The 25,579-nt window shown below is 71.5% G+C and carries 26 protein-coding genes and 3 tRNA genes; 16 read left to right on the forward strand and 13 right to left on the reverse strand.

Features of this window, described 5'->3' with window-relative positions; translation table 11 throughout:
- Nucleotides 1–19: 19 nt before the first annotated feature.
- Nucleotides 20–583: a YbjQ family protein gene (locus EYA84_RS02780; protein ID WP_131051410.1), complete on the reverse strand. Its 564-nt coding sequence runs from the start codon at nucleotides 581–583 to the stop codon at nucleotides 20–22.
- A gap of 23 nt (nucleotides 584–606) precedes the next feature.
- The gene (locus EYA84_RS02785) at nucleotides 607–1,287 is read right to left on the reverse strand and encodes a DUF1986 domain-containing protein (RefSeq protein ID WP_131051411.1); all 681 of its coding nucleotides are present in this window, start codon (nucleotides 1,285–1,287) and stop codon (nucleotides 607–609) included.
- A 451-nt stretch (nucleotides 1,288–1,738) separates the two neighbouring features.
- Between EYA84_RS02785 and purS the strand changes: the two genes are divergently transcribed.
- From purS to EYA84_RS02805, 4 genes are all read left to right on the forward strand, one after another.
- Nucleotides 1,739–2,002 carry a phosphoribosylformylglycinamidine synthase subunit PurS gene (purS, locus tag EYA84_RS02790; protein WP_131051412.1) on the forward strand — a complete coding sequence of 88 codons (264 nt, stop codon included), beginning with the start codon at nucleotides 1,739–1,741 and terminating at the stop codon, nucleotides 2,000–2,002.
- Nucleotides 1,999–2,682, forward strand: coding sequence for a phosphoribosylformylglycinamidine synthase subunit PurQ (gene purQ / locus EYA84_RS02795; RefSeq protein ID WP_131051413.1), 684 nt, complete (start codon nucleotides 1,999–2,001; stop codon nucleotides 2,680–2,682). The genes purS and purQ overlap by 4 nt, the downstream gene beginning before the upstream one ends.
- A gap of 67 nt (nucleotides 2,683–2,749) precedes the next feature.
- Nucleotides 2,750–5,587 (forward strand): phosphoribosylformylglycinamidine synthase subunit PurL, encoded by a 2,838-nt coding sequence (gene purL, locus EYA84_RS02800; protein ID WP_131051414.1) that lies wholly within the window; start codon nucleotides 2,750–2,752, stop codon nucleotides 5,585–5,587.
- Nucleotides 5,588–5,591: 4 nt separating this feature from the next.
- On the forward strand, nucleotides 5,592–6,344 hold the full coding sequence (locus EYA84_RS02805) for a 2-phosphosulfolactate phosphatase (protein WP_131051445.1): 753 nt from the start codon (nucleotides 5,592–5,594) through the stop codon (nucleotides 6,342–6,344).
- Nucleotides 6,345–6,467: 123 nt separating this feature from the next.
- Here the strand turns inward: EYA84_RS02805 and EYA84_RS02810 are convergent, their stop codons facing one another.
- On the reverse strand, nucleotides 6,468–8,654 hold the full coding sequence (locus tag EYA84_RS02810) for a carboxypeptidase regulatory-like domain-containing protein (RefSeq protein WP_343232747.1): 2,187 nt from the start codon (nucleotides 8,652–8,654) through the stop codon (nucleotides 6,468–6,470).
- Between the two features lie 234 nt (nucleotides 8,655–8,888).
- Between EYA84_RS02810 and EYA84_RS02815 the strand changes: the two genes are divergently transcribed.
- The 5 genes from EYA84_RS02815 to amcA all read left to right on the forward strand — a co-directional run bounded on the left by EYA84_RS02815 (nucleotide 8,889) and on the right by amcA (nucleotide 13,654).
- Nucleotides 8,889–9,221: a sterol carrier family protein gene (locus tag EYA84_RS02815; protein ID WP_394347543.1), complete on the forward strand. Its 333-nt coding sequence runs from the start codon at nucleotides 8,889–8,891 to the stop codon at nucleotides 9,219–9,221.
- Nucleotides 9,222–9,384: 163 nt separating this feature from the next.
- Nucleotides 9,385–10,938, forward strand: coding sequence for an amidophosphoribosyltransferase (purF, locus tag EYA84_RS02820; protein WP_236145569.1), 1,554 nt, complete (start codon nucleotides 9,385–9,387; stop codon nucleotides 10,936–10,938).
- A gap of 64 nt (nucleotides 10,939–11,002) precedes the next feature.
- Nucleotides 11,003–12,154, forward strand: a complete 1,152-nt coding sequence (gene purM / locus EYA84_RS02825) for a phosphoribosylformylglycinamidine cyclo-ligase (protein ID WP_131051417.1) — start codon at nucleotides 11,003–11,005, stop codon at nucleotides 12,152–12,154.
- Between the two features lie 191 nt (nucleotides 12,155–12,345).
- Nucleotides 12,346–13,464, forward strand: coding sequence for a cyclophane-forming radical SAM peptide maturase AmcB (gene amcB, locus EYA84_RS02830; RefSeq protein WP_343232748.1), 1,119 nt, complete (start codon nucleotides 12,346–12,348; stop codon nucleotides 13,462–13,464).
- On the forward strand, nucleotides 13,418–13,654 hold the full coding sequence (gene amcA / locus EYA84_RS02835; RefSeq protein ID WP_131051419.1) for a multiple cyclophane-containing RiPP AmcA: 237 nt from the start codon (nucleotides 13,418–13,420) through the stop codon (nucleotides 13,652–13,654). The genes amcB and amcA overlap by 47 nt, the downstream gene beginning before the upstream one ends.
- A 142-nt stretch (nucleotides 13,655–13,796) precedes the next feature.
- Here the strand turns inward: amcA and EYA84_RS02840 are convergent, their stop codons facing one another.
- Both EYA84_RS02840 and EYA84_RS02845 read right to left on the reverse strand, forming a co-directional pair.
- Nucleotides 13,797–14,006, reverse strand: coding sequence for a DUF3073 domain-containing protein (locus EYA84_RS02840; protein WP_131051420.1), 210 nt, complete (start codon nucleotides 14,004–14,006; stop codon nucleotides 13,797–13,799).
- A 297-nt stretch (nucleotides 14,007–14,303) separates the two neighbouring features.
- On the reverse strand, nucleotides 14,304–15,386 hold the full coding sequence (locus tag EYA84_RS02845) for a Glu/Leu/Phe/Val dehydrogenase (RefSeq protein WP_131051421.1): 1,083 nt from the start codon (nucleotides 15,384–15,386) through the stop codon (nucleotides 14,304–14,306).
- Nucleotides 15,387–15,660: 274 nt separating this feature from the next.
- Here EYA84_RS02845 and EYA84_RS02850 point away from each other — a divergent pair, with 274 nt between their 5' ends.
- Together EYA84_RS02850 and EYA84_RS02855 are read left to right on the forward strand one after the other, a co-directional pair.
- On the forward strand, nucleotides 15,661–16,500 hold the full coding sequence (locus EYA84_RS02850; protein WP_131051422.1) for a hypothetical protein: 840 nt from the start codon (nucleotides 15,661–15,663) through the stop codon (nucleotides 16,498–16,500).
- 252 nt (nucleotides 16,501–16,752) lie between these two features.
- Complete coding sequence (locus tag EYA84_RS02855; protein ID WP_007073996.1) at nucleotides 16,753–16,962, forward strand: BldC family transcriptional regulator; 210 nt, start codon at nucleotides 16,753–16,755, stop codon at nucleotides 16,960–16,962.
- Between the two features lie 100 nt (nucleotides 16,963–17,062).
- Here the strand turns inward: EYA84_RS02855 and EYA84_RS02860 are convergent, their stop codons facing one another.
- Nucleotides 17,063–17,443 (reverse strand): PPOX class F420-dependent oxidoreductase, encoded by a 381-nt coding sequence (locus EYA84_RS02860; RefSeq protein WP_117229983.1) that lies wholly within the window; start codon nucleotides 17,441–17,443, stop codon nucleotides 17,063–17,065.
- Between the two features lie 55 nt (nucleotides 17,444–17,498).
- On the opposite strand from EYA84_RS02860, the gene EYA84_RS02865 reads away from it, so the two are divergent.
- Entirely contained in the window at nucleotides 17,499–18,275 is a 777-nt protein-coding gene (locus tag EYA84_RS02865; protein WP_131051423.1) for a bifunctional 2-polyprenyl-6-hydroxyphenol methylase/3-demethylubiquinol 3-O-methyltransferase UbiG, read from the forward strand.
- Between the two features lie 128 nt (nucleotides 18,276–18,403).
- On the opposite strand, the gene EYA84_RS02870 is transcribed toward EYA84_RS02865, so the two are convergent.
- Complete coding sequence (locus tag EYA84_RS02870) at nucleotides 18,404–18,700, reverse strand: hypothetical protein (RefSeq protein WP_131051424.1); 297 nt, start codon at nucleotides 18,698–18,700, stop codon at nucleotides 18,404–18,406.
- A gap of 193 nt (nucleotides 18,701–18,893) precedes the next feature.
- Between EYA84_RS02870 and EYA84_RS02875 the strand changes: the two genes are divergently transcribed.
- Complete coding sequence (locus tag EYA84_RS02875) at nucleotides 18,894–19,826, forward strand: 3-hydroxyacyl-CoA dehydrogenase family protein (RefSeq protein ID WP_131051425.1); 933 nt, start codon at nucleotides 18,894–18,896, stop codon at nucleotides 19,824–19,826.
- Complete coding sequence (locus tag EYA84_RS02880; RefSeq protein ID WP_131051426.1) at nucleotides 19,823–20,569, forward strand: enoyl-CoA hydratase/isomerase family protein; 747 nt, start codon at nucleotides 19,823–19,825, stop codon at nucleotides 20,567–20,569. The genes EYA84_RS02875 and EYA84_RS02880 overlap by 4 nt, the downstream gene beginning before the upstream one ends.
- A 66-nt stretch (nucleotides 20,570–20,635) precedes the next feature.
- Here EYA84_RS02880 and EYA84_RS02885 read toward each other — a convergent pair whose 3' ends face one another.
- A complete protein-coding gene (locus EYA84_RS02885; RefSeq protein WP_131051427.1) occupies nucleotides 20,636–21,973 on the reverse strand; it encodes an ABC transporter substrate-binding protein in 1,338 nt (445 codons plus the stop codon).
- 154 nt (nucleotides 21,974–22,127) lie between these two features.
- On the opposite strand from EYA84_RS02885, the gene EYA84_RS02890 reads away from it, so the two are divergent.
- The gene (locus tag EYA84_RS02890; protein WP_131051428.1) at nucleotides 22,128–22,517 is read left to right on the forward strand and encodes a hypothetical protein; all 390 of its coding nucleotides are present in this window, start codon (nucleotides 22,128–22,130) and stop codon (nucleotides 22,515–22,517) included.
- A 50-nt stretch (nucleotides 22,518–22,567) separates the two neighbouring features.
- On the opposite strand, the gene EYA84_RS02895 is transcribed toward EYA84_RS02890, so the two are convergent.
- The gene (locus EYA84_RS02895; protein ID WP_131051429.1) at nucleotides 22,568–23,080 is read right to left on the reverse strand and encodes an SRPBCC family protein; all 513 of its coding nucleotides are present in this window, start codon (nucleotides 23,078–23,080) and stop codon (nucleotides 22,568–22,570) included.
- Nucleotides 23,081–23,265: 185 nt separating this feature from the next.
- On the opposite strand from EYA84_RS02895, the gene EYA84_RS02900 reads away from it, so the two are divergent.
- Nucleotides 23,266–24,180: a hypothetical protein gene (locus tag EYA84_RS02900; protein ID WP_131051430.1), complete on the forward strand. Its 915-nt coding sequence runs from the start codon at nucleotides 23,266–23,268 to the stop codon at nucleotides 24,178–24,180.
- Nucleotides 24,181–24,258: 78 nt separating this feature from the next.
- Here EYA84_RS02900 and EYA84_RS02905 read toward each other — a convergent pair.
- The 4 genes from EYA84_RS02905 to EYA84_RS02920 form a co-directional block, all read right to left on the reverse strand.
- A tRNA-Phe gene (locus EYA84_RS02905) sits at nucleotides 24,259–24,332 on the reverse strand.
- Between the two features lie 102 nt (nucleotides 24,333–24,434).
- Nucleotides 24,435–24,508, reverse strand: a tRNA-Asp gene (locus tag EYA84_RS02910).
- Between the two features lie 33 nt (nucleotides 24,509–24,541).
- Nucleotides 24,542–24,614: transfer RNA gene (locus tag EYA84_RS02915), tRNA-Glu, on the reverse strand.
- Between the two features lie 153 nt (nucleotides 24,615–24,767).
- Nucleotides 24,768–25,550, reverse strand: a complete 783-nt coding sequence (locus tag EYA84_RS02920) for a polysaccharide deacetylase family protein (protein WP_131051431.1) — start codon at nucleotides 25,548–25,550, stop codon at nucleotides 24,768–24,770.
- Between the last annotated feature and the right edge of the window lie 29 nt (nucleotides 25,551–25,579).

A 25,579-nucleotide genomic window follows, 5' to 3' on the forward strand; every position in this document is an offset into this window, starting at 1 on the left:
GGGGTGGGGTGGGTGGGTGTCAGTCGCGGGTGGGGGTTTCGGCGGCGGAGCTGAGGTTGGGAGCGCTGGCAGGCTCGGCGATGCCGCCCGGGGTCTCGGCGAAGGACGGGTCCTGGGCGGTCTCGGCCGCCACGAGGGGCTGGTCCGGCGGCATCACGTCGGGCATCTTCGGTGCCACGATCACGGCGGTGCCGTAGGCGCAGATCTCCATCCACATCTCGCCGCAGTCGCGGCTGTCGAACCGCATTCCCACGACCGCGTTCGCGCCGAGCCGTCGGGCCTCCTCCCCGAGCCGCGCCACCGAGTCGGTACGCCAGCGGGTGAGGTTGTCCGGTGCGGACGGGTCGTACGCGCCACCGCGCAGGTTCTTCACCCCCTCGCGGTAGGGGTTGCGGGTCCTGGCCATGGAGGAGACCACTTCGCCGAGGATCTGGCGGATCTCGTAGCCGGGAAGTTGGTCCGTCGTCACGACCAGCACGTTTCTGATGCTGGCAGTCGATGCGGGTCGCCAACGCGAGGGTTGTTCACCTGAACGGATGCTGCAAAACGACGCGGCGCGGACGGCGGGCGCGCAGCCCACCATCCGCGCCGACCGGGCGCTAACCGTCAGACACCGGCCACCGAGGTGATCCAGGCACGGTTGAACGCGACACTGCCGTAGTTCTGGATGTTCACCCCGTCGGCCGTCGAGGCGACGCCGACCTGCGCGCCGTTGTAGAACTGCGGACCGCCCGAGTCGCCCCGCCAGGCGTTGCCGTTGATCCGGGTGCTCCGGATCGCCTGCCCGCCGTACGCGTCGGTGACGCCGGTGCTGGTCACCCGGACCGACGCGGTCTTGAGCTGGGGGGAGGCCGCGCAGCCGCTGTAGCAGGTCCGGCCCCAGCCGTAGATCGAGTTGGTGGAGTTGACCGGCGGGTTGCTGCTGGCCAGCGTGACGTAGCTGGTGCTCACCGTGCTGGAGAGCCGCATCAGGGCCAGGTCGTAGCGGCCGTAGGTGGCGCTGACCGTGCGGGTGACGCCGCCGGAGGAGAGGTACACGCTGCCCACCCGGACGGACATGTTGCTGCCGATGCAGTGCTGGGCGGTGAGCACCCACTGGGGCGCGATGATCGTGCCGGAGCAGGTGAACGAGCCGTTGCTGAACACCGCTGCCGCCCACGGCGCGGAGGAGACGGTGCTGCCGCCGATGATGTACGGGCTGACGGGGGAGGCGACGGCGCCGGAACTGGCGCCGACGACGCCGACCATGGCTGTGGCGAAGGCCACGATCAGGGATCGGATGCGCATCGGTAGGGCTCCTTCGGGGTGTGGCGACCCGGGTTGACCGAGTCGATCTGCGCTGGCGGGAGGGGGTGAACCGCCACCGCGACGACAGTTAATCGACGTCTGACGATGTACCGTAGGGCCCGGTGAGGTGTTTCACAAGAGGTTCATCGAAACAGCCGGATGTAACAGTCGGATTCGCTGGCGTCGGGGAAGGGGGGCCGGATCGGGCCGATCAGGGCCCGTCGACCGCCTGGAGGGGGGTGAAACCTGCCCGGACCGGGCCGTCCGGCAACGAACCCGTATCGAGACTGCAACGAACCCGTATCGGTCCCGAAGGCCCCACGCGGGTACGGTCGGACACCGCCGGGACCGCGTCCGGCCGGTGCGTCTGGCGCCGTATCTGCCAGGTAGGCTGGCTGCGCTCGCCCGTTGTGGGTCGGCACCCAACTGCGTACACAGTCAGGAGTGCCCAGTGCCTCGCGTCGTCGTCGACGTCATGCTCAAGCCCGAGATCCTCGATCCTCAGGGCCAGGCCGTCGCAAACGCGCTGCCCCGGCTCGGCGTCAACGACGTCGCCTCGGTACGGATCGGCAGGCGGATCGAGATCGACTTCACCGGTGAACCGGACCTGGACCGGGCCCGGGAGATCGCCGACAAGTTGCTCGCCAACCCGGTCATCGAGGACTTCACCGTCCACCTGGTCGAGGCCGACGAAGCCGCGGACGCCCGCTCGTGACCGCCCGGGTCGGTGTGGTGACGTTCCCCGGCTCGCTCGACGACGGGGACGCGGCCCGGGCCGTCCGGATCGCCGGCGCGGAGCCGGTCCGCCTCTGGCACGGGGACGCCGAGCTGCACGGGGTGGACGCGGTCGTCCTGCCCGGCGGCTTCTCCTACGGTGACTACCTGCGGTGCGGCGCCATCGCCCGGTTCGCCCCGGTGATGGAGAAGATCGTCGACGCCGCAGCCGGTGGTCTGCCGGTGCTCGGCATCTGCAACGGCTTCCAGATCCTCTGCGAGGCGCACCTGCTGCCCGGCGCGCTCACCCGCAACCAGCACCTGCACTTCCGCAACCGGGACCAGGTCCTGCGGATCGAGGCGACCGGCACGGCCTGGACGAACGCGTTCCAGCCCGGCCAGGAGGTGCTGATCCCGGTCAAGAACGGCGAGGGTTGCTACGTCGCCGACCCGGCGACGCTCGACGCGCTGGAGGCCGAGGGTCGGGTGGTGGCCCGGTACCTCGGCGGCAACCCGAACGGGTCGCAGCGCGACATCGCCGCGATCACCAACCCCGCCGGCAATGTGGTCGGCATCATGCCGCATCCCGAGCACGCGGTGGAGGCCCTCACCGGCCCCTCCCTCGACGGCCTCGGCTTCTTCACCTCGGTGCTCAAGCACCTGGTGGGGGCGCCGGCGTGACCGTCGGCTGCGGGATCAACGGTCAGCTCACCCGCCTCCCCGGCGGCGAGCGCAACGAGGAGATGTCATGACCACGCATCCGGACCCGGTACGGGAGACCCCGGAGGCATACCCGGCCGCGCCGGTCCAGCCGAACCCGGCTGCCGCCGCGTCCCCGGTCGCCCCGCCCCGGCACGCCGCCGCGCAGGAGGCCACCGACTGGACCGGCGGGGTGGACACCGTCCCGGCCGCCGACGGCAGCCCGGACGAGCTCCAGCCCTACGCCGAGCTCGGGCTCCGCGACGACGAGTACGACCGGATCCGGCACATCCTGGGCCGCCGGCCGACCCAGTCCGAGCTGGCGATGTACTCGATCATGTGGAGCGAGCACTGCTCCTACAAGTCGAGCAAGGTGCACCTGCGCCAGTTCGGCGAGAAGGCCCCGCCCAGCGACCGGCTGCTGGCCGGCATCGGGGAGAACGCCGGTGTGGTGCAGATCTCCGACGAGCTGGCGGTGACCTTCAAGGTCGAGTCGCACAACCACCCCAGCTTCGTCGAGCCGTACCAGGGTGCCGCCACCGGCGTCGGTGGCATCGTCCGCGACATCCTGGCCATGGGTGCCCGCCCGGTGGCGGTGATGGACCCGCTGCGCTTCGGTGCCGCCGACCACCCCGACACCGCCCGGGTGCTGCCCGGCGTGGTGGCCGGAGTCGGCGGGTACGGCAACTGCCTCGGTCTGCCCAACATCGGCGGCGAGGTCGTCTTCGACCCCTGCTACCAGGGCAACCCGCTGGTCAACGCGCTCTGCCTCGGCGTCCTGCCGGTCAGTCGCCTGCAGAACAAGGCCGCCGTCGGCCCCGGCAACGTCGTGGTGCTGATGGGCGCCAAGACCGGCCGGGACGGCATCGGCGGTGTCTCCGTGCTGGCCAGCGCCACCTTCACCGAGGGCAGCGAGAAGCGCCGCCCGTCGGTGCAGGTCGGTGACCCGTTCATCGAGAAGCTGCTGATCGAGGCGTGCCTGGAGCTGTACGACGCCCAGCTCGTCGCCGGCATCCAGGACCTCGGTGGCGCCGGGCTGACCTGCGCGCTCACCGAGACCGCCGCGGCGGCCGGCACCGGCATGCGGGTCTGGCTGGAGCGGGTGCCGCTGCGCGAGCCGTCGATGGAGCCGCACGAGATCCTCGCCAGCGAGTCGCAGGAGCGGATGCTCCTGGTCGTCGAGCCGGACAAGCTCGACGCCGTGCTCAAGACCTGCGAGAAGTGGGGCGTCCTGGCCACCGCCATCGGCGAGGTCACCGCGCCGCAGCAGGACGGCCAGCCCGGCCGGCTGCTGATCACCTGGCGGGACCACCTGGTGGTCGACGTGCCGCCGGGGTCGCTGGTGGACGACGGCCCGGTCTACGCCCGCCCGATGCGGGAGCCCGCCGACCTGATCCTGCTCCAGGCCGACCGGGCCGAGACGCTGCCCCGGCCGACCGACCCGGACGCGCTGCGCGAGACCCTGCTGCGCATGATCGCCTCGCCGAATCTGGCCGACAAGACCTGGGTCACCGAGCAGTACGACCGCTACGTGCTGGGCAACACCGTGCTCGCCCAGCCGGAGGACTCGGGCGTGATCCGGATCGACGAGCAGACCGGCCTGGGCGTGGCGCTCTCGGTCGACGGGAACGGCCGGTACGCCCGGCTCGACCCGTACCACGGCGCCAAGCTGGCGCTGGCCGAGGCGTTCCGCAACGTCGCGGTCACCGGTGCGACGCCGATCGCGGTCACCGACTGCCTGAACTTCGGTTCGCCGGAGGACCCGGGCGTGATGTGGCAGTTCGCCGAGGCCGTACGCGGTCTGGCGGACGGTTGCGCCGAACTGGGCATCCCGGTCACCGGCGGCAATGTCAGCTTCTACAACCAGACCGGTGCGGCGGCAATCCACCCGACTCCGGTCGTCGGCGTGCTCGGTGTGCTGGAGAACGTGGCCGAACGGGTGGCGTCCGGCTTCGTCGCGCACCCCACCAACGAACACGACCAGCTCTTCCTGCTCGGCGAGACGCACGTCGAGCTCTCCGGCTCGGAGTGGGCCTGGGTCACCCACGAGCACCTCGGCGGCGTACCCCCGCAGGTCGACCTGACGCGCGAGAAGCAGCTCGCCGGGCTGCTGGCCGCCGCTTCCCGGGTCGGTCACCTCAGCTCCGCGCACGACCTCTCCGACGGTGGTCTCGCGCAGAGCCTGGTGGAGTCCTGCCTGCGCCACAACGTCGGCGCGCGGATCGCGGTGCCGGAACGGTTCGAGGGCGGCTCGATGCCGTTCGTCTTCCTGTTCAGCGAGTCCGCCGGTCGGGTGCTGGTCTCGGTGCCGCGCGGGCACGAGAAGGCGTTCACCGCGCTCTGCGCCGAGCACGGTGTGCCGTGGGAGCTGATCGGGGTCACCGACTCCACCGCCGCCGCACTCGAGGTGCACGGCCAGTTCCGGGTCGAGCTGGACGAGCTGCGCGAGGCGCACACCGGCACCCTGCCCAAGCTCTTCGGGGGCGTGCAGCCGTTCGAGGTGACCGCGCCGGAGGCCGTCGGGACGTCGGCCCAGGCCGACGTCGCCCCGACCGCCGACGCCGCCGAGGCGGCTCCGGTCGTCGAGGCGGCACCGACCGCCGACGCGACGCCGGAGACCGCCGACGTGGTGGACGAGGTGGCGGTGGCGGACGAGGTGCCGGCGACCGACAGCCCGGTCGTCGCATCCGAGGAGCCGACGACGGCGGGTGCCGAGGACGAGGACGAGTCGGTGGCCGAGCGGCCGGCCGAGCGGGCGACGCCGCCGGTCCGGGCTAACGCCGCCGGTGAGACCTCGACGGCCGGGAACGCGCCGGTCGACCAGGCCGGCGCCGAAGCTCCGCAGCCCGGTGCCACTGAGCAGCCTGCCGCGTCCGACGAGCGCTGAGGCGGTGGCCTCGGCCGTCTTCGCCCAACCCGGATCGGGAGCCCGGTTCGACTGGGGCCTCGCGGGAGCGGCCGAACTCGGCCGGGTCTGCGCGGCACTGGTGGTGGTGGACGTGTTGTCGTTCACCACCACCGTCGAGGTTGCCGTCGGCCGGGGGATGCGCGTGCACCCGTTCCCCTGGGGCGCCCAGGCCGCCGACTACGCACAGCGGATCGGTGCGGTGGTCGCGACCGGTCGGCGGCAGACCGCGCAACATCCGTGGTCGCTGTCGCCTGCCGCGTTGAGCCGGGCACCCTTCGTCGCCGAACTGGTGCTGCCCTCCCCGAACGGATCGGCCATCAGCGCCGCCGCCAGCGCCACCGGCCTGCCGGTGGTGGCGGCCAACCTGCGTAACGCCCGCGCCGTCGGGAGTTGGCTGCTGCGCCAGGGGTACGGCTCGACCATCGATCCGATCGGCGTGGTCGCCGCCGGTGAGCAGTGGCCGGACGGCTCGCTCAGGCCGGCGGTGGAGGACCAGCTCGGTGCGGCCTGCGTGCTGGACGCCATCTCCGGAGTGCCGGGTGGTCTGTCGGTGGAGGCGGCAATGGCACTCGCCTCGCTGGCCAGCACGCCGGATGTGCCTGCGGCGGTCCGGGGTTGCGTGTCCGGTCGCGAGCTGATCGAGGCCGGTTTCCCCGACGATGTCGAGGTCGCGGTACGGGTCGACGCCTCCGATGTGGTCCCGCTCCTGCGGCAGGGCGTCTACTCCGCCGCCTGACCGTTCCGACCGATCACTGCGGACACGTGACCGATCCACCATCGACGAAGAGCCGTGGACCTTCCGGTCCACGGCTCTTTCTCGTCGGTGCCTCCGCGTCAGCGGGATACGAGGTCCGGGTGGTCAGTCGTCCATCCAGTCCAGCCGGCGACCGCCCCGCTCCTGTCCCGGGCCGTCCGGCCGACCGCGACCGCTCTGCGCCGGATCGCTGTGGTAGCCGCCACCCTGTTGCTGCTGCTCGTAGTCGTTGTCGTAGCCACCGCGCTGGCGTGGCGGTTCCTGGCCGTAGCCGCCGCCCTGGCCGTAGCCGCCCTGCTCGTAGGCGTTGTCGTAGCCGCCGCGCTGCTGCGGTGGTTCCTGGCCGTAGCCGCCGCCCTGGCCGTAGCCACCCGGGGCGTAACCGGTGGGCTCGTTGTAGTTGTCGTAGCCGCCGCGCTGCTGCGGTGGTTCCTGGCCGTAACCGGCGCCCTGGCCGTAGCCGCCGGTCGGCTCCGCGCCGTGACCGTAGCCGCCGGTCGGCTCACCCCGGCCGTAGCCACGGGTGGCGTCGCCGCCCTGACCGTAACCGCCGGTCGGGTCTTCCTGGCCGTAGCCCCGGGGGGTGTCACCGCCGCCCTGGCCGTAACCGCCGGGCCCGCCCTGGCCGTAACCGCCGGTCGGGTCGCCCTGGCCGTAGCCTCGGGTGGCGTCGCCGCCCTGGCCGTAGCCACCGGGCTCGCCCTGGCCGTAGCCGGCACCACCGGGCTCGCCGCGACCGTAGCCACCAGGCTCGGGCTGGCCGTAACCCTGGCCGCCCTCCGGCTGGTAGACGCCGGTCGCGTACGGGTCGGCAGGCGCCGGGTAACGGGTGTCGTCGCCCTGGTAGCGGCCGGTCGGCTCGTCGTACCGCTCGCCGTAGCCGGCGGCACCACCGGCACCGGCCGGCGGGTACTCCGACCCACTGCCGCCCGCGCCGTAGTCACGACTGCCGTAGCCGCCACCCGAGGACGGGCTGGTGCCGTAGCCCCCGCCCGAGGAGGGTGCGTTGCCGTAGCCACCACCGGAGGACGGGGCGTTGCCGTAGCCCGGACCGCCGCCGTAGCCGCCGCCCTGCTCGTCGCCGTAACCGCCCGACCATGCCTGCTGCCCCGAACCGCCCGCCGCGCCGTACGGCTGCGGAGGCGCACCGTACGGGTCCGGCGGGACGTCGTCGACCACCGGCTGGTGCATCATCGTCGGCGCGTTGGCCAGGCCCGGACCGCCCACCATGGTCGGATCCGGAGCGGAGCCGACCCGGTTCACCACCCGGGTCTGGTCGTCCGCCCCGGCGAACGAGCCACGGGCTGCGGGAACCGCACCGGCCGGTGCCCCGGCGACGGGCTCACCGTCGGGATCGGGGTCCTCGTTCTCCTTGCGCTTCATCCAGAGCAGCACGATCGTGCCGACACCGATCGCCACGAAGAGCCCGCCGAGCAGGATCAGCAGCCAGTTGCCGAAGCCGCCGGAGCTCTCGTTGCCGGCCGGGGCCTGGGCGGCGGGAGCGTCGCCGGGAGGCGCGTCCGTCTCGTCGGTGGCGTCGTCCGCGAACGGGTCCTCGGTCGGCTCCGCCGACACACTCTCCGAGGGGGTGGCGCTCGGGCTGGCCGAGGTCTCGATGGCGAGGGTGATCCGTCGCCCGGTGATCTGCTGGCCGGCGTTGGCGGTGAAGCTCACCGTGGCCCGGATGTCGTCCTTGCTCGCGCCGATGTCGACCCGGCCGGGCGCGATCGGGTTGCCGCTGTTGCCGGTGAAGCGGAAGTTGCCGTTGCCGTCGCTGGTGGTGTCCCGCTGACGGCCGGCGCTGTCCACCAGCAGCACGTACGCGTTCGGCACCCCGTCACCGGAGCGCGCCACGACCTTGCCCGCGATGGAGCGCACTGTCTGCGGCGCCTGGGAGGTGGGCGCGGGGTTGGGCCCGCGCACCGTCATGTCGCGCTCGTCGCCGCCCTGGTCGCCGCCGGCCCGGGCGGAGACCCGCACCTTGCCGGAACGCTCCTGACCGGCCGCCACGTCGCCCGCGACCAGGTTGACCGTGATCGAGACCTCTTCGTTGGGCCCGACCACGCGCGCGGGGATGTTGCAGTCGCCCTGGCAGCTCAGCCCGTTGAAGACGTTGACGGAGATGTTGAACGGAGTCGGCAGCTCGTTGTTGTTCTTGACGCGGAACGTCATCGACGTCTGCTGTCCGGACTGGAGAGTGCCGTTCGGCAGGTTGGTGATCTGGACGTCCGGGTTCGCGGCGAGTGCGGGTGTGGCGGGGACGGCGAGCAGGGCACCGACAATCAGCGCCACGACCACACCGGCCCGCTTTTGCCAGGCTCGTCGGTGTGTTGACACGTCCACCGCCTTCCGGACTGACCTCCTCGTACCGGCGAGCGCCGGCCGAAGGAACATCACGGTACGAATACGCCGTCGGCAACTATGCCTTGTCGGGTCGGATCGGCGCGACCCAGGGCCATCGTGACGCGCCGGGCGACCGCGCCGTATCGTCCCGTCGTGTCCTCTCCGTACATTAAGTCCGCTGCGGTGGCCGCAGTGTTGTCGGCGCTCGACGAGGGGCGCGCGCCCGAACGGCCGGTGCTTCGTGCGGCGGTCAGGGCCCTACTGGCCACCCTCGCGGAGCGTGCCCCCGGCCGATCGGTGGAGGTGCGTGTCCCACCTTACGGTGCAGTTCAGTGCGTTCCGGGGCCACGACACACCCGCGGTACTCCGCCGAACACGGTGGAGATGGATCCGCAGACATGGGTCCTTCTCGCCACCGGACGGCTCGACTGGGAGTGGGTCGTCACGGAGGGTCGCGTACGGGCGAGTGGCGCGCGAGCGGATCTGTCCGCGTACCTGCCGCTCGAACTGGAGTGACGCGTGTGGCGCGATGACACTACGCCGCATCAGTGTGACTGTATGTGGCGACATGGATTCGCGTACACTGTCAGGCGACGACAGTGTGGTTCCGGCCGATGCAGCGCGGAGCGGCCCCGGTGGCTCCGACAGGCCAGTCCAGACCAGCAAGAGGGAGCGGCAGGTGCCCCGAGGCGACGGCCGGCTGAGCCACGACCTTGATCCCCAACGACCAGGCCCCCAGGACGCGTGTGGCGTCTTCGGTGTCTGGGCGCCGGGGGAAGAGGTCGCCAACCTGACCTACTTCGGGCTGTACGCGTTGCAGCACCGTGGGCAGGAAGCGGCCGGGATAGCGGTCAGCGACGGCTCCGGCGTGGTGGTTTACAAGGATCTCGGCCTGGTCGCCCAGGTCTTCGACGAGCCGACGTTGGCGAGCCTGCGCGGGCACGTCGCCATCGGCCACACCCGATACTCGACCACCGGTGCCTCGACCTGGGAGAACGCCCAGCCGACCATCCGGGCCACCAGCTCGGGCACCACGATCGCGCTGGCGCACAACGGCAACCTGGTCAACACCGCCGATCTCCAGCGTGAGGTCGCCGAGCGTGGCCTGGGCACCGACGGCTCGACCAACGACACCTCGCTGGTCACCATGCTGCTGGCCAGTCGCCCGGATCTCTCCGTCGAGGCCGCCGCGCTGGAGGTGCTGCCGCAGTTGCGGGGCGCGTTCAGCTTCGCCTTCATGGACGAGACCACGCTGTACGCCGCCCGGGACCCGCACGGCGTGCGTCCGCTGGTGCTCGGCCGCCTGGAGCGGGGCTGGGTGGTGGCCAGCGAGACGGCGGCGCTGGACATCGTCGGCGCGAGCGTGGTCCGCGAGGTCGAGCCCGGTGAGTTGATCGCGATCGACGCCGAGGGGCTGCGCTCCAACCGGTTCGCCGCGCCCGAGCCCAAGGGCTGTCTCTTCGAGTACGTCTACATCGCCCGCCCGGACGCCACCATCGCCGGACGCAACGTGCACTCGGCACGGGTGCAGATCGGCCGCCAGTTGGCCAAGGAGCACCCGGTCGAGGCGGACATGGTCATCCCGGTGCCCGAGTCGGGCACGCCGGCCGCCATCGGCTACGCCGAGGAGTCCGGCATCACCTACGGCGCCGGCCTGATGAAGAACCCGTACGTCGGTCGTACCTTCATCCAGCCGTCGCAGACCCTGCGTCAACTCGGCATCCGACTCAAGCTCAACCCGCTGCGCGAGAACGTACGCGGCAAGCGCCTGGTCGTGGTCGACGACTCGATCGTGCGGGGTAACACCCAGCGCGCGATCGTCCGGATGCTCCGCGAGGCCGGCGCGGTGGAGGTGCACGTCCGCATCTCCTCACCGCCGGTCTCCTGGCCCTGTTTCTACGGCATCGACTTCGCCACCCGCGCCGAGCTGCTCGCCAACGGCCTCGACAACGAGGGCATCCGGCGTTCCATCGGCGCTGACACGTTGGGCTACGTCTCGCTGCCCGGTCTGATCGCCGCGACCGAGCAGCCGAAGACCCGGCTGTGCCGGGCCTGCTTCGACGGGGAGTACCCGATCGAGTTGCCCGTCGGGAACCTGATCGGCAAGCACGTGCTCGAAGGGATCAGCCGCCGGGTCGCGAACCGCGTCGACGACGACGTCGACACCGGTGAGCAGGCCGGCACGACGCCCCGCACCGACGTGACGATGTCGGCGACCACACACCGCCCGTAGCACCATCCGGCTGCGGCGCCGGTCACCGCCGACGCGGCCGCCGAGAACCACTAAGGGGAGAACCGTGACGCACGTGTCCGAGCGCAGCGGCGCAGGAAGCAGCCCGACCGGCGGCGGCGACCGTCAGTCCTGGACGGCCGGCACCGGCCGCCCCGCTCGCAAACGTTCCGTCTCGTACGCGGACGCCGGCGTGTCGATCGAGGCGGGCGACCGCGCGGTCGAGCTGCTCAAGTCCAAGGTCAAGCAGACCCGACGGCCGGAGGTGATGGGCGACCTCGGCGGCTTCGCCGGCCTGTTCCGGCTGGACACCACGAAGTACAAGAACCCGATCCTGGCCTCCTCCACGGACGGCGTCGGCACCAAGCTGGTGATCGCGCAGCAGCTGGACATCCACGACACGGTCGGCATCGACCTGGTCGCGATGGTCGTCGACGACCTGGTGGCCTGCGGCGCCGAGCCGCTGTTCCTGCTGGACTACATCGCCACCGGTGAGGTCGTGCCGGACCGGGTCGCCGAGATCGGCGCCGGTATCGCCGACGGTTGCCGGTACGCGGGCTGCGCGCTGCTCGGTGGGGAGACCGCCGAGCACCCGGGTGTGCTGCGCCCCGACGAGTACGACATCTCGGCCACCGGCGTGGGCGTGGTGGAGGAGAGCGAACTCCTCAGCCCGGAGCGGGTCGAGGTGGGTGACGTGGTGATCGCCATGCGCTCGTCCGGCCTGCACTCCAACGGCTACTCCCTGGTCCGGCACGTGCTGCTGGGCGCCGGCCGGATGCGGCTGGACGTGGTGATCGACGACTTCGGCCGGCAGCGCACCCTCGGCGAGGAGCTGCTGACCCCGACCAAGATCTACGCGCAGGACTGCCTCAAGCTGATCGCCGAGGCGGAGGTGCGGTCGCTGGCCCACGTCACCGGCGGTGGCATCCCCGGCAACCTGGTGCGCATCCTGCCCGAGCACGTGGACGCGGTGGTCAACCGCTCCACCTGGAAGCCGCAGCCGATCTTCGACCTGATCCAGTCCAAGGGGCGGATCGACGACCCGGAGATGGAGGCGACCTTCAACATGGGCGTCGGCATGTTCGCGATCGTCTCGGCCGAGGACGCCGACCGCGCGCTGGCCACGCTGACCGGTCGCGGGGTGGACGCGTGGCAGGCCGGCGAGATCATCGAGGGCACCGGTGAGGTGCAGATGATCGGACAGCACACTCGCGGCTGATCATCTGACACCGATCGTCCAACCACCTGGTCAGGGGTTCACCCAAGTGGCCGTCGCGGCCTAGCCTTAGAGGCTGCTTCGCCTTTGAGGCGCTGCTTCGGAAGCTGTGGGTGCGCCAGTGCCGTGGTGTGCCCGGTAGCCGTCAACCGGTGAGGAGGGCGATGGCTGCACGGGGACGGTCGTTGCGGGGGATGCGGGGTCTGGCCGGCGTCCCGTCGTACGTCGTGATGCAGCCCACCACCCTCTGCAATCTGGATTGCGCGTACTGCTATCTGCCGTTGCGCGCGGCGGACCGGCGGATGCCGGTGGCGGTGGCGGAGGCGGTGGCCGCCTCGGTGAACCCGTGGGCCGCCTCCGGGCGGTTCTCGGTGGTCTGGCACGGCGGGGAGCCGCTCGCGGCGGGCCGGGAGCGACTGGCGGCGCTGATGGCGCCGTTCGCCGCCGAGGTGGAACACCACGTGCAGACCAACGCCACGCTGATCGACGACGCGTGGTGCGAGTTCTTCGTGACGCACCGGATCCGGGTCAGCGTCAGCGTGGACGGGCCCCGGGCGCGTAACGGGGACCGGGTCACCCGGGCCGGTCATCCGGCGTACGACCGGATCGTGCGGGGTGTGGCGACGCTGCGCCGGCACGACCTGCCGTTCTCGGCGCTGGCCGTGGTGAACGACCCGTCGCCGGAGCGGGCGGCGGAGTTGTACGCCTACTTCCTCGACCTCGGGTGCGAGGTGCTCGGGGTCAACATCGAGGAGACCGAGGGCGTCAACACCCGTGACAACGCTCACGACGCCGCCGCGGTGACCGGTTTCTGGGCCGAGCTGGTCGCGGCCTGGCGACGCGAGCCACGGATCCACCTGCGGGAGGTCGAGTGGTCGCTGCGGTACGCCGCCGCGGTCCTGGACGGCACGGCGGACGACCTGTTGCCGGCCAGTCTCGACCCGATCCCCACCGTGGCGTACGACGGCGCGGTGGTCGTGCTCTCACCGGAGCTGGCCGGATTCACCGATCCGCGCCACGGCGACTTCAGCAGCGGGAACGTCCTGGCCACACCGTTGCACTCGATTCTCGCCGGTGCGGCCGGCACGGGCTGGGTCGGTGAGTTCCTGAGCGGGGTGGAAGCCTGCCGCTCGTCCTGCCCGTACTTCGGTTTCTGTGGCGGAGGCCACGCGGCCAACCGCTACTTCGAGCTGGGCCGTTTCGACGGTACGGAGACCGAGCACTGCCGCAACAGCAAGATCCGCCTACTGGAGGGAGTGTTGGATCATGCCCGAGACCACAGGTCACCGGGAGCCCGAGCGGGTGACGGGTAACGAGGCCGACCGGGTCACCGACCGGGTGCGGGAGGCCGCTGCCGGGCTCACCGCACTGCTCCAGGAGGCGGAGGCCGCACGACGGCTACGAGCGGAGGTGGCGGGCGGCGACGGGGCGAGCGCGGTCTGCGCCTGGAACCACTTCGAGAACATCCCGACGTTCTACAACTGGAACAACCGGCCTCGCTGACCGGCCGGAGTCGAGGGCCCGCCACGTTCCCGGATTACCTCCGGGCGTGGCAGGCCCTTGAGCGTCGGGTGGTACGCCGCCGCGTGCCGGGCACATACGTGAGCACGCGGGGAGTTACCGCGTGCTCGGATGTGACCGGGGGTCAGCGGGTGGGACGGACCCAGGTGTCCGGGTCGTCCTCGGCGTGGTCCTCATCATCGTCGACGTACTCTTTGTCGTCGTCGAAATGGTGGTCCGACTTGCCGCTGCCGCCGAGTTCTCGCTGCAAGGCGGCGAGGTCGGTGTTCGGGGAGTGATACTTCAGCTCCCGGGCCACCTTTGTCTGCTTGGCCTTAGCACGGCCGCGCCCCATGGCTCGACCCCCTCGCACAGAATGCGGGGCAGCCCGAAGGCGGGCCCCGATGACGTCAGGCATCTCTCGTGGCTCTTACGGTACATGGGGATGCCACCGTTCGGCACCTCGGGTTACCGCTGACCGCCGCCGCGCGTGGCGGTCAACCGGTCGTCACCCATTGTACCCGGTAAGGAGCGATGCCGGGAACGGTCCTGACACGGGGTAAAACTCCATGAACGCGTCGTATTTTCAGTTTAGCCGGATGCGCCCGTTGAGGGCGGGAGCAACGCGGCCCGCCCTCAACGTTCGGCGAGGTCACCGCAGGTGGATCGCGCGCAGCCGGCCGATGTCGGCCATCCGCCGCTCCGCCAGCCGGTCGGCCGCCACGGCGGGCGGGACACCGTCGGTGTCGGCGAGCCGGAGGATCTCCCGCGTGGTGTCGAAGATGCGGGTCGCCCGCAGCTTGGCGCGGTCGAAGTCGAAGCCCTCGATCTCGTCCGCGACCTGGATCACACCACCGGCGTTCACCACGTAGTCCGGCGCGTAGAGGATGCCCCGGTCGGCGAGCAGCTTCTCCACGCCCGAGTGGGCGAGCTGGTTGTTCGCCGCACCGGCGACCACCTTCGCCCGCAGCGCGCCGACCGTGTCGTCGTCCAGGGCGCCGCCCAGGGCGCAGGGTGCGTACACGTCGATGTCGGCGGCGGCCAGCGCGGACGCGTCCTCGACGAGCGTCACCTCGGGGTGGGTGGTCCGCGCCCAGTCCAGCGCGCGGGGGCTCACGTCGGTGGCCACCACCTCGGCGCCGTCCTCCAGCAGGTGACCGACCAGGTACTTGCCGACCTTGCCCAGGCCGGCCACACCGACCCGCCTGCCGTGCAGCGTGGGGACCCCCCAGACGTGCTCGGCCGCCGCGCGCATGCCCTGGAAGACGCCCCAGGCGGTGAGGATCGAGGAATCGCCGGCGCCGCCGTGCTCGACACTGCGGCCCGTGACGTACCGCGTCTCGCGGGCGATGACGTCCATGTCCGGCACGTACGTGCCGACGTCGCAGGCGGTGTAGTAGCGCCCGCTCAGCGACTCCACGAAGCGGCCGTACGCGCGCAGCAGCGCCTCGCTCTTGATCTGCTCGGGGTCACCCCAGATGACCGCCTTGCCGCCACCCAGGTCCAGCCCGGCGAGAGCGTTCTTGTACGCCATGCCGCGGGACAGGTCGAGCACGTCGGCGAGGGCGGCCTCCTCGCTCGCGTACGGGTAGAAGCGGGTGCCACCCAGCGCCGGGCCGAGCGCGGTGGAGTAGATCCCGATGATCGCCTTCAGGCCGGTCTGCTTGTCCTGGCAGAACACGACCTGCTCGTGGCCCGTGGACCCCGGGTCGTCGGAAGTGGCGAATACGCCCATGACTGGCTCCTGTGTCGGCGGGCGTCCTTGTGGGACGCGGACCTCGGTCGAGCCGGCGGGGATGCTGCCGGTGGTGCGAGCCTAGTATCGACGGGCGCTCCCCGGCCCCTCCCGGGCGTCCACGTCCCGCCCAGCGGGCGTACGCACCGGGCGTCCCGACGCCCGCGCCGTAGGGCGCGACGAGGGCGCCGGACCCCCGTTTCGGCTCGCCACGCGGTACCGGCCGGGTGACGCCGAGCAACGCTCGGCTTGCCGTTCGTGGGAGGATCGCGCCGTGCCGTCGCTCTTCGCCTCATACCTGCGCGTGTACGAGCCGCTGACCGCCTTCGATCGCGATCGTCAGGCGTACTGGCGGCGCTACGTCGAGCAGGGGCGGGCGGTGGCGCCGGTGGAGGGACCGGTACGGCAACGGACCTCGGTGATCGAGGCGCTCGGTGCCGGCTGGACCCGGCTGCCCGACCTGCCCGACGAGGCGTACGTGCTGGAGACGGACGAGACGCTGCTGGTGTGCCCGTGGAACCTGCGTATCCGGGTGGCCGAGGCCGCGCTGAGCGCCCGGGACGGGGTGCCGGCGGTGCTCGCCGACGCGTTCGTGCCGCCGGTGCTGGCCGGGCAGGCCAAGGCCGTGGTGGAGGACTGGCGCAGCGGGGCCCGGGTGCTGGAGCACGGCGTACCCCGGGTGCACGAGCAGATCGCCACCTGGGGGGTGCCGCTGCGCTGGTTCGTGCTCTTCGAGGCGCAGGAGCGTCACCACGTGACCGCACCGGAGCGTCGTGCGTTGCGCTTCCGGACGGAGATCTCGAAGGCCCGTCGCCGGTCGTCGCGTGCGCTGTCGGTGCTGCGCAAGTCGGTGGGGGAGGCGCCCATCACCGAGGCGGTCGAGGAGGCCGCCCGGTGGCTGGAGGAGTTCCACCCCCGCTCGGTGGTGGAACTGGACTACGGGGGTCTGGTCGAGTTGCTCTCCGACGAGACGCTCGCCGAGGACGACTCGGCGGAACTCGTCGCCACGGGACTCGCCGGACTGTCGCGTGGTGAGGCCGAGGAGGCGTCTGCGGCGTACGACAAGCTCGTTGCGCGCTGGCGGGCCGTGCAACTTCTAGAACGCTGCAACTAGTCCGCTTTTGCCCAAATTTCGGGCTGCAACATGAGGCGTGCTCGTAGTTGTTGCGTCACGAACCGTGACTATGAGTCCGAATAAGGTACTTTCTGGCGTGTAATAGTCGTATAAATCGGGCATGGTTCATCCGTCCGTCTAGGGACGTTCGGCCGTTCGGCCCATGTCGGACATCGGGGACTAGCCGGACCATGGGAGACGCGTCGGCCGGCGGGACCCCGGCCGATGTCTCTACATGTGGAGGAGTGACCGATGGCATCGCGAACGCACGAACCAGAGCCGCTACTCACACCGGCCGAGGTGGCGTCGATGTTCCGTGTCGACCCGAAGACGGTGACCCGCTGGGCGAAGGCCGGCAAGCTGAGCGCCATCCGGACCCTGGGCGGCCACCGCCGGTATCGCGAGTCCGAGGTCAGGGCGCTGTTGCAGGGGCAGATCCCGCAGCAGCGTCAGGGGGACTGACCGGCTGGTAGATAGCAGAGACACCACGAAGGGCGACGGATTCTCGAATCCGTCGCCCTTCGACATGTCCCGACCCGGCGGCCGGGTCGGCGTACCGGCCTCAGCCGGTCAGCTCGACCCGGATCCCCACCGTGCCGCCGGTGCCCCGGCGGAGTCGGCTGCCGAGCAGCGTCAGCCGCCCGATCACTCGGTACTTCTGCTTGATCAGCCCCCGGATGCGATCGGTCGCTCCGGGGTCGTAGAGGCTCGCCCGGGCGGGCACCGCCTCGCCATGGGGTCGACCGCGCACGTCGCACGGCGCCACCGTGACATCCCCACTGCGCCGGATCCGCTTCACCTTGCCGGCATCCGCCGCAGACCACACCGCCAGGGCGTCGCCGTCGCGTACCGCCCAGACCGGGGTCGGCACCGCGCGGCCGTCCTTGCGGAAGGTCGTGAGGAGTATGTACTTCTCCGCCGAGAGGCGGTCCAACGTGGTCACGCCGCCCAGGATACGGGCGTCGCGCGCGACTGAGCAGCCCGTTAGCGTTAAGGACGTGACGGGGGAACCACGGATCGGTGACGTCTTCGGAGAACTGCTGCGCGACGCGCTGGCGGTGGCGACCGGGGTCGGTCCCCGGCCGCTGGCCGGCGGGCGGCTGCCCCGACCGGTCATCGAGATCATCGAACGGGACGACGGGCTGGTCAACGGCGCGCCCGCCGCCCACTACCTGGCCGGGCCGCAGGAGTGGCAACCACACGACCACCGGGCCGTGGACCGGGTGCGGGGCGCGACACTGGACGTCGGCGTCGGCGGCGGCCGGATCGCGCTGCTGTTGCAGGAGCGCGGCGTACCCGTGACCGGGCTGGACGTCTCGCCCGGCGCGCTCGCGGTGTGCCGTCGTCGGGGCGTACGCGATCTGGTGCACGGCACGGTCGACGAGCACTGCGCCGACGGGCGGCGCTACGACACGTTCCTGTTGCTCGGCAACAACCTGGGCCTGTTCGAGGGTCGGGAGCGCGCACCCGCCTTCCTGGCGGCCCTGGCCGCGATGGCCAACCCCGGGGCGCAGGTGATCGCGCACGGCACCGACCCGTACGGCACCACCGATCCGCTGCACAGCCGCTACCACGAGCGCAACCGTCGACGGGGCCGCCTCGGCGGGCAGCTCCGGCTGCGGCTGCGCTACCGCGAACTCGGTACGCCCTGGTTCGACTACCTGGTCTGCTCGCCGGCCGAACTCGCCGAACTGGTCCGGGGCACCGCATGGCGACTGACCGACGTGGACGACCGGGACGCCCCGTACTACCTCGCCACCCTGCGCCTGAGCTGAGCGCCGAAGGCCGCCTGAGCTGAGCGCCTGGGCGCCCTGAGCTGAGCGCCTGGGCGCCGCCGGATGTTAGGAAGGGTCCCCTGCTATGCCGTAGGCGTTAGCAGGGGACCCTTCCTTGCTCCGAAGGCTTAGACCTGGACGGTCGGGGGGAGCTGCTCGGGCGGCAGGCCGCCGTCGCCGTCGACGACCTCGTCGGGCTGACCGTCCTCGTCGATGTCGACCATCGTGACGTCCACCTTGCCGTCGCCGTCGGTGTCGAACTGGAACAGGTCGGCCTTGCCGTCACCGTCGGTGTCGACCACCCAGACGTCGGTACGGCCGTCGTTGTTGGTGTCGGCGCGCAGCAACTCGATGCGCTCGTCGCCGCGCGTCTCGACGGTCTCCTGGGTGCCCGAGTCGCCCGTGGTCTCCGGTGCCTGGCTCATCTGTTCGTCCTTCCCTTTGGCTGTCGGCGGTCTGTACCCGATCCCGTCCGCCCCCACGCATCGGGCCCGGTCGGTGCTGCATAGGGTCGCAGCATGACTGAGCGGAGCGTACGGGCCGGTTGCGGCGTGGCGGCGATCCCGCGCGTCGACGGCGTCGGAGAGCGTGTCGTCGTCACCCTGCGGTGGTGGCACCATGACTGAACGATTCGTGGTGGTGGGTGCCGGCACCATGGGCCTCGGCATCGCGTACGTGGCGGCCGGCGCCGGCCACACGGTGGAACTGGTCGAGGTGGACCGGGAACGCGGTGCGGAGGCAATGATCCGGCTCGCCGAGCTGTGGGACCGGGGCGTCCGGCGCGGCAGGTTGACCGTGGCGCAGGCCGCCGCGAACCAGGAACGCGTCACCCTGCGGGCGGGCCTGGCCGAGGTGGCTGCGGAGCCACAGGTGATCGTGGAGGCGGTGCCGGAACGGCTCGACCTGAAGCGGGCCGTGCTGGCCGAGGCGGAGGCGCTGCACCCGGCCCTACTGGGCAGCAACACCTCCAGCATCCCGATCGCCGAGCTGGCCCAGGGACTGCGCCGGCCCGAGCGCTTCTGCGGGCTGCACTTCTTCAACCCGGTCTGGGCGATGGCGCTGCTGGAGATCGTGGTCGGCGCGGCCACCGCGCCGGAGACCACCGCCGCCGCCGTCACGCTCGCCACCCGGCTGGGCAAGGACCCCGTGGTGGTACGCGACATGCCGGGCTTCGCCACCTCCCGGCTCGGGGTGGCCCTCGGTCTGGAGGCGATCCGGATGGTCGCCGACGGGGTGGCCGACCCGGCCGACATCGACAAGGCGATGGTGCTCGGCTACCGGCACCCGGTCGGGCCACTGGAGCTGACCGACCTGGTGGGTCTGGACGTACGCCTCGACATCGCCCGCACCCTCCAGGCCGCGTACGGGGACCGGTTCGCGCCGCCACCGCTGCTGACCGAGATGGTGGCGGCCGGTCGGCTGGGCAAGAAGTCGGGGCAGGGCTTCTATCACTGGGTCGACGGTGTGCGTACGGACGGCACGGCGCGGCCTGAGACGGGCGAGGGGACGCCGGGCGCGGCTTCCGCCGGCCGGACGGGCGCGGTCCGATGAGCGGCGGGCTGCGGGTCGAGGAACGCCCGGACCGGCTGGTGGTCACACTGGACCGGCCGGAGAAGCGCAACGCCATCGACGCCGACCTGATCGCCGCGCTGCACGAGGTCTGCGCCGACCTGGAGGCCCGTCCCCGGATGCTGTTGCTGACCGGCGGCACCGACGGGATCTTCGCCGGTGGGGCGGACATCGGTCAGCTACGCGAGCGGGGCCGCCTGGATGCGCTGGCCGCGATCAACTCGGCCGCCTTCGCCCGGATCCGGGCGCTGCCGATGCCGACCGTGGCGGCCGTCGACGGTCCTGCTCTGGGCGGTGGCGCCGAGCTCGCGTACGCCTGCGATCTGCGGGTCTGCACCGAGCGGGCGGTCTTCGGCCAGCCGGAGGTGCGGCTCGGCATCCTGGCCGGTGCCGGCGCGACGCACCGGCTGCCGGCGCTGGTCGGTGAGGCTCGGGCCAAGGAACTGCTGTTCACCGGTCGCCGGGTGGACGCGGCGGAGGCGTCCCGGATCGGACTGGTCAACCGGGTGGTGGCGGGGCCGGAGGAGTTGCTGCCGGCGGCCCACGCGCTGATCGACGAGATGGCGAAGGGCTCGGCGCTGGCGCTGCGGCTGACCAAGCTCGCCGTGGACGCACCGCCCGCCGCCCATCCGCACCTGGACCTGGTCAGCCAGGCGGTGCTCTTCGAGGACGACGAGAAGTACCGCCGGATGACGGATTTCCTGGACCGGCGTCGCGGTCGCTGAGACCGACCGCAGAGACCACGACGGCCGCACCGGAACCCTCCGGTGCGGCCGTCGCTGTCGGATCGGTCAGCGGCCCAGCGCGGCCAGCGGCACGTCGGCGTCCGCCAGCGCCCGGATCACCGCGGCCGACTCGCTGAAGCCGATGAGAAGTACGGCGTCGGCACCGAAATCCTTGATCTGCTTGGCACCGTCACTGAAGTTGATCGGTGCGGCGTCGGCACCCTCGCCCGGCTCGTAGCCGAGCAGCGTCACCTTGTCGCCGCCGAACCCGGCCCGCTCCAGTTCGGCTCGGACGGCCTCTTGGAGGCCCTCGCCGTAGGCGTCCTTACGGGCCACGATGGCGATCTTCTGCGGCCCGTCGCGGAGGATCACGTCGGCCAACGCCCGACCCTGGAGGCTGTCCGGCGGCGCGGTACGGAAGTAGAGGCCCTTGTCCTCCGCGTCGGTCAGCGACGCGGCGGTGTTCGACGGGGAGAAGAGGATGCGGCCGGCCGCCACCACGTCCGGCAGGACGGCGGCTGAGATACCGGAGGCGCCGGCCCCGATGATCACGTGCACCCCGGCACCGACGTGGCTGGCGACCGTCCGCTTGGCGACCGTCGGGTCCGTGCCGTCGTCGCCGTCGATCCAGACCACGTCCTCGTCGAGCACACCGCCGGCCGCGTTGATCTCCTTGATCGCCAGGCCCACACCGGCTGCGATCGGCGGGTACGCCAGGGCCAGGTCGCCGGTCTTGGGCAGCAGACCGCCGAGGACGAGCGGCGCGCCGCTGGGCTGCTGGCTGCCACGCGGCGGCGCCTTCGTGCTCGCCGCCGACTCGTCCCCGGCGCCGACGAACTCCGTCTTGGCGTCGTTGAGCTGCTGGTTGTCGAAGTGCAGGGTGGCGTAACTGGCGGTGGCGGGCTCACCGGCGTCGGTGAACCCGGCGCGGGTGATCGACACGCTGCGGTACTCGATGTCGTCGCCGTCGCGGGCCAGCCGCAGGCACTGGGCGGGGGTCTCGCAGCGGGTGCCCTCGTTGGTGACGCCGACGATCTGCCGGGCGATGGCCGCCGGGTTGGTGCTGCCGGCGAGTTCCGTCGCGAGCGCGCTGATCACCACCGCGTCGTACGCCTCGGCGGCGTAGAGGAAGTCGTTCAGCCCCGGGTCCATGGACCGGAGCCGGTTCTTGAAGTCCTCCGGCAGCGGAGTCAGGGGAGTGGTGCCCTTCATGCCGTCGACGAGGTTGGCGCGATCCTGCAACTCTTCCGGGTACGAGTTGAGCATGTTGCCGTCCGTACCGTAGAGGCGCACCTGGTCGGCGCCCGCCTCCTCGGTCTGGTCGTTCCCGCACGCGCTGGTGGCGAGCAGGAGGGTGGCGCAGGTGGCCATGATGGCCGCCCGCAAGCCGCGTGACATGTGCATCGTCGTCCTTCCTACGGCGAAGGTCCGCTGCGCAGACTAACGTGCCGTGACGCACGGCGGGACCGTGGAGGCGTGTCTATCCGCAGGTCGCCCTCCCTAATTACGGAGAGTTACCATCGGTGGTCGCTTGACCGGGCCCCCTACCGTGCGGTGGGTGACCGACTCGCCACAGCAGACGTACGACGACGCCTCCGCCATCCTCAGTTCGGCGCTCGACGGCGACTCCGACGGTGTGGTCGGGACATTCGACGCGGTGGTGGACCGGGCCGGCCTCGTCGGGGCGTACGACGTGGCGTGGTGCCTGGCCGCGACGATGGTCGGTGATCCGGTGCCGCCCGGCGCCTGCGCGCTCGACTTCCCCGAAATCGACCAGGCCGAGTACGACGCCCGCTGGGTGGCCCGTTTCGTCAGCGCGTACGCCAACTCGGACCTGGACACCGCCCGTGCCCTGTTCGGTGCGGCGGTCGCCGACGGGCTGCTGCCGGAGTGCCTGCTGACCCTCGCCGGTTCGACGGTGGCCACCCTGCGGCACCGGTCCGCCTGAGCCGCAGCGCCCGGCGGCACCGGTCCGCCTGAGCGACAACGGCAGCCCGTTCAGGTGCCGGACTGGACCACCGTGGTGGCGTACCGGGACAGCAGCTCGTGCCAGCCGGCGGTCAGCGCCTGCCGGTAGCCCTCCGCAGCCTGGCCGTGCCGGTCGAAGTGCCGGTGCGCGACCTCGACCAGGGTGCCGGAGCCTTCCGGCGTGAACAGCACCTCGACCTCGCTGGCCTGCGCCGGATCGGGCACCGGGGCGCGGTCCGCCCCGATCTGCCAGGTGAACACCAGACGCCGGGGCGGATCCCAGGTCAGCACCCGGCCCCAGTCGCTGCGGAAGCCGTAGGGGCCGATCTCATAGAGCATGCCGCCGGCCTGCAGCTCCATGCCAAGCTCGGCCAGGGCCTCCGGGCCGGACCAGGTGTACTCCATCACCCACCAGTCGGCGAGCCTGCTGGTGAACACCGCGTAGGCCTGCTCGGGGGCGGCCGGGACGACCAGGGCGCTGTGGATCGTGAACCGCTCGTGATCCTGTCGGATGTCGATCGGATCAGTAATCCCCTGTCCCATAGGCCCGGACCATACCGGCTCATGCCCGCGTGCGCAGCTTCCCGCAAGGCCGAGACCTGCCGGAAGATCCGCTTACGGGTCGATTCCGGTCCGCCACGGACATCGGCGGATGGCGGCCTCCGGAGCGGGTATCCGCGGCGCGATGCCGCCGGGGTGGTCCAGGGCGGTGGGGCGGAGCGGAGAGCATGGGCGAACAGCCGCAGGCGTCGGTACCCGGGTCCGGACAACCGCACGAGCCGCGCCTCGGGACGGGGCACCGGGACCGTCCCGGCGCAGGCGGCGGCGAGCCGGCACGGGTGGAGCCGGACGTCCTGTTGGACGTGCCGAGGGTGTCGGTCGACTCGCTCCGGCTCTCCGTCGACGGATTGGAAGCCGACCTCTCCCTGCGGGCCCGGGTGGCCGGTCTGCTGGAGGTCGACGCCGGTGCCCGCATCCGCCTGGAGGGTGTGGACCTGGACGTCACCGGGGTGCAGGCCCAGGCTCTGCTCAAGGTACGCCTGGAGAAGCTGGTCACGATCCTCGACCGCGCGCTCACCACGATCGACCACCACCCCCAGGTGATCGACGCGTCCCGCCGGTCGAGAGATGCGAGGGACGAGCACCCCGGCCCCCCGCCGACCAGACCCACTGACAGTTCGCTGGGCGGGTACGCCACGGACCGTACGGGTGGATCACCGGCCGGTCGGGGTGCGGGGCGCGAGGGCCAGGCCGTCGGTCGGACCGCCGACGGGGTCGGTGAGGTGCCGGAACCCGGGATCGGACCACCGGGCGGAGCCACCGACGACCTCGGACAACAGGTGGGGGCGATCGGGGCGGTGGCCGGCAGGGCACGTGGCGACGCCGGTGCCGGCCCGGACCGGACGAGGCCACGCGACATCCAGCGGGACGGGCAGCGGGAAAGGTCGCAGGACGGGCCGCGTCACACCCCGCCGGGCGGGGCCGGGACGGAGCCGGGAGCGGGCACCACCGAGCCGAACGGACCCGAGCCGTCGGCGGCCCGGCAGTTGGCCGAGCAGACCGGGGAGAGCATCCTGCAGGCGGGGCGCAGCGTGTGGGACGCCATCCAGAGCGGATTGGCACAACGTCGCCAGGACGGCTGAGCGGCGTTACCGGGGAAAGCAAAACACCGACCGGCGTTTCCGCTGGTCGGCGTTGCTGTAGCCCGGCGAAAGGCTATGTGGCCAGGGGCGGGGTCGAACCGCCGACCTTCCGATTTTCAGTCGGACGCTCGTACCAACTGAGCTACCTGGCCGTGGTGCTCGGCTCATGCTACCCGTCCCACCGGGTCCCCGTCGGGAGGGTCACATGCCCCGATACGCAGAACGCCGCGCGAGGTGCGCGGCGTCAGCGCTTGCGGTCCTGACGGGACTTGAACCCGCGACCTCCGCCTTGACAGGGCGGCGAGCACTCCAACTGCTCCACAGGACCTAGCTGGTGTTGCATTCGACCGAAGTCGAACCGTGCCCCCAACGGGATTCGAACCCGTGCTACCGCCTTGAAAGGGCGGCGTCCTGGGCCGCTAGACGATGAGGGCGGCCCCGCTATCATTGCACATTCGCAACGTGAGCGGACTTGCTCCCATCCGGCCCCGCCGGAGGCTTGGAAAGCATACGTGATGTCTCACCGGTCGGCCAAACCGGTGTGGCTACCGCCGCAACGTCTCGTAAAAGTGCAGCTCAGAACGGGTCTATCCGAGCTTGGTGATGCCGAGGTCGCGCTTCAGGGCGGCGATCACCCTGGTGCAGGCGGCGAGCGTGGCGGCCCGATTGCCGCCTCCGTCGTGCAGCAGCACCACCGCGCCGGGCTTGGCGCTGCGCTTCACCCGCTTCTCGATCGTGGCGGCGGTCGGCTTGGCCCAGTCCTGCGGGTCCACCGTCCAGTGCAGCGACCGCATGTCCAGCTTCTTGGCGACCCGCACCACCTCGGCGGTCCACCGGCCGCCGGGCTGGCGGTAGAACGGGATCTCCGCGTCGGGCACCGCCCGCCGGATCTCCTTGTTCGTCCGGACCAGGTCGGCGCGGATCTCGGCGACCGGCCGCCGGGCGAGGTCGAGGTCGTGGTTCCAGCTGTGGTTGCAGAGCTGGTGCCCCTCCCGGACGATCCGCCGGAGCAGGTCGGGATGCTTGCGGACCTGGGCGCCGACCACACAGAAGGTGGCGGTGACGCCCGCCTTCTTCAGGCGGTCGAGCACCTTGGGCGTCCAGGTCGGATCGGGTCCGTCGTCGAAGGTGAGAGCCACCCCCTCGGCCCCGGTGGTGCGGACCAGCCCGGCCGGCAGCTTGGCCGGCAGGGCCCGCAGTGGGGGCTTGGGCGGGGCCAGCGTCGGTGACGGCGAGGGCTCCGGGGGCAGGGCGGCCGACGGAGGAGGGCTGGACGGGGTGGTCGCCTGGGGCGACTCGCCGCCACCGCCGCAGCCGGTCACCAGGAGGACCAGGCTCGTGACACACGCGAGCAGGACACGGGTACGCATCGTTCGCTCCCGAGAGGGGTTCGGGTTCG

It is taken from the genome of Verrucosispora sp. SN26_14.1 (assembly GCF_004307965.1).
Classification (GTDB): Bacteria; Actinomycetota; Actinomycetes; order Mycobacteriales; family Micromonosporaceae; genus Micromonospora.

What these genes read in the sequence shown, in the direction of transcription:
- EYA84_RS02875 (WP_131051425.1), top strand. Translation starts at nt 18,894, where the DNA reads ATGACTGAACGATTCGTGGTGGTGGGTGCCGGCACCATGGGCCTCGGC.
- EYA84_RS02785 (WP_131051411.1), bottom strand. Translation starts at nt 1,287, where the DNA reads ATGCGCATCCGATCCCTGATCGTGGCCTTCGCCACAGCCATGGTCGGC.
- EYA84_RS02855 (WP_007073996.1), top strand. Translation starts at nt 16,753, where the DNA reads ATGGCATCGCGAACGCACGAACCAGAGCCGCTACTCACACCGGCCGAG.
- purL (WP_131051414.1), top strand. Translation starts at nt 2,750, where the DNA reads ATGACCACGCATCCGGACCCGGTACGGGAGACCCCGGAGGCATACCCG.
- EYA84_RS02780 (WP_131051410.1), bottom strand. Translation starts at nt 583, where the DNA reads ATGGTGGGCTGCGCGCCCGCCGTCCGCGCCGCGTCGTTTTGCAGCATC.
- amcA (WP_131051419.1), top strand. Translation starts at nt 13,418, where the DNA reads ATGCCCGAGACCACAGGTCACCGGGAGCCCGAGCGGGTGACGGGTAAC.
- EYA84_RS02840 (WP_131051420.1), bottom strand. Translation starts at nt 14,006, where the DNA reads ATGGGGCGCGGCCGTGCTAAGGCCAAGCAGACAAAGGTGGCCCGGGAG.
- EYA84_RS02880 (WP_131051426.1), top strand. Translation starts at nt 19,823, where the DNA reads ATGAGCGGCGGGCTGCGGGTCGAGGAACGCCCGGACCGGCTGGTGGTC.
- EYA84_RS02885 (WP_131051427.1), bottom strand. Translation starts at nt 21,973, where the DNA reads ATGCACATGTCACGCGGCTTGCGGGCGGCCATCATGGCCACCTGCGCC.
- EYA84_RS02895 (WP_131051429.1), bottom strand. Translation starts at nt 23,080, where the DNA reads ATGGGACAGGGGATTACTGATCCGATCGACATCCGACAGGATCACGAG.
- amcB (WP_343232748.1), top strand. Translation starts at nt 12,346, where the DNA reads ATGCGGGGTCTGGCCGGCGTCCCGTCGTACGTCGTGATGCAGCCCACC.
- EYA84_RS02900 (WP_131051430.1), top strand. Translation starts at nt 23,266, where the DNA reads ATGGGCGAACAGCCGCAGGCGTCGGTACCCGGGTCCGGACAACCGCAC.
- EYA84_RS02845 (WP_131051421.1), bottom strand. Translation starts at nt 15,386, where the DNA reads ATGGGCGTATTCGCCACTTCCGACGACCCGGGGTCCACGGGCCACGAG.
- EYA84_RS02920 (WP_131051431.1), bottom strand. Translation starts at nt 25,550, where the DNA reads ATGCGTACCCGTGTCCTGCTCGCGTGTGTCACGAGCCTGGTCCTCCTG.
- EYA84_RS02870 (WP_131051424.1), bottom strand. Translation starts at nt 18,700, where the DNA reads ATGAGCCAGGCACCGGAGACCACGGGCGACTCGGGCACCCAGGAGACC.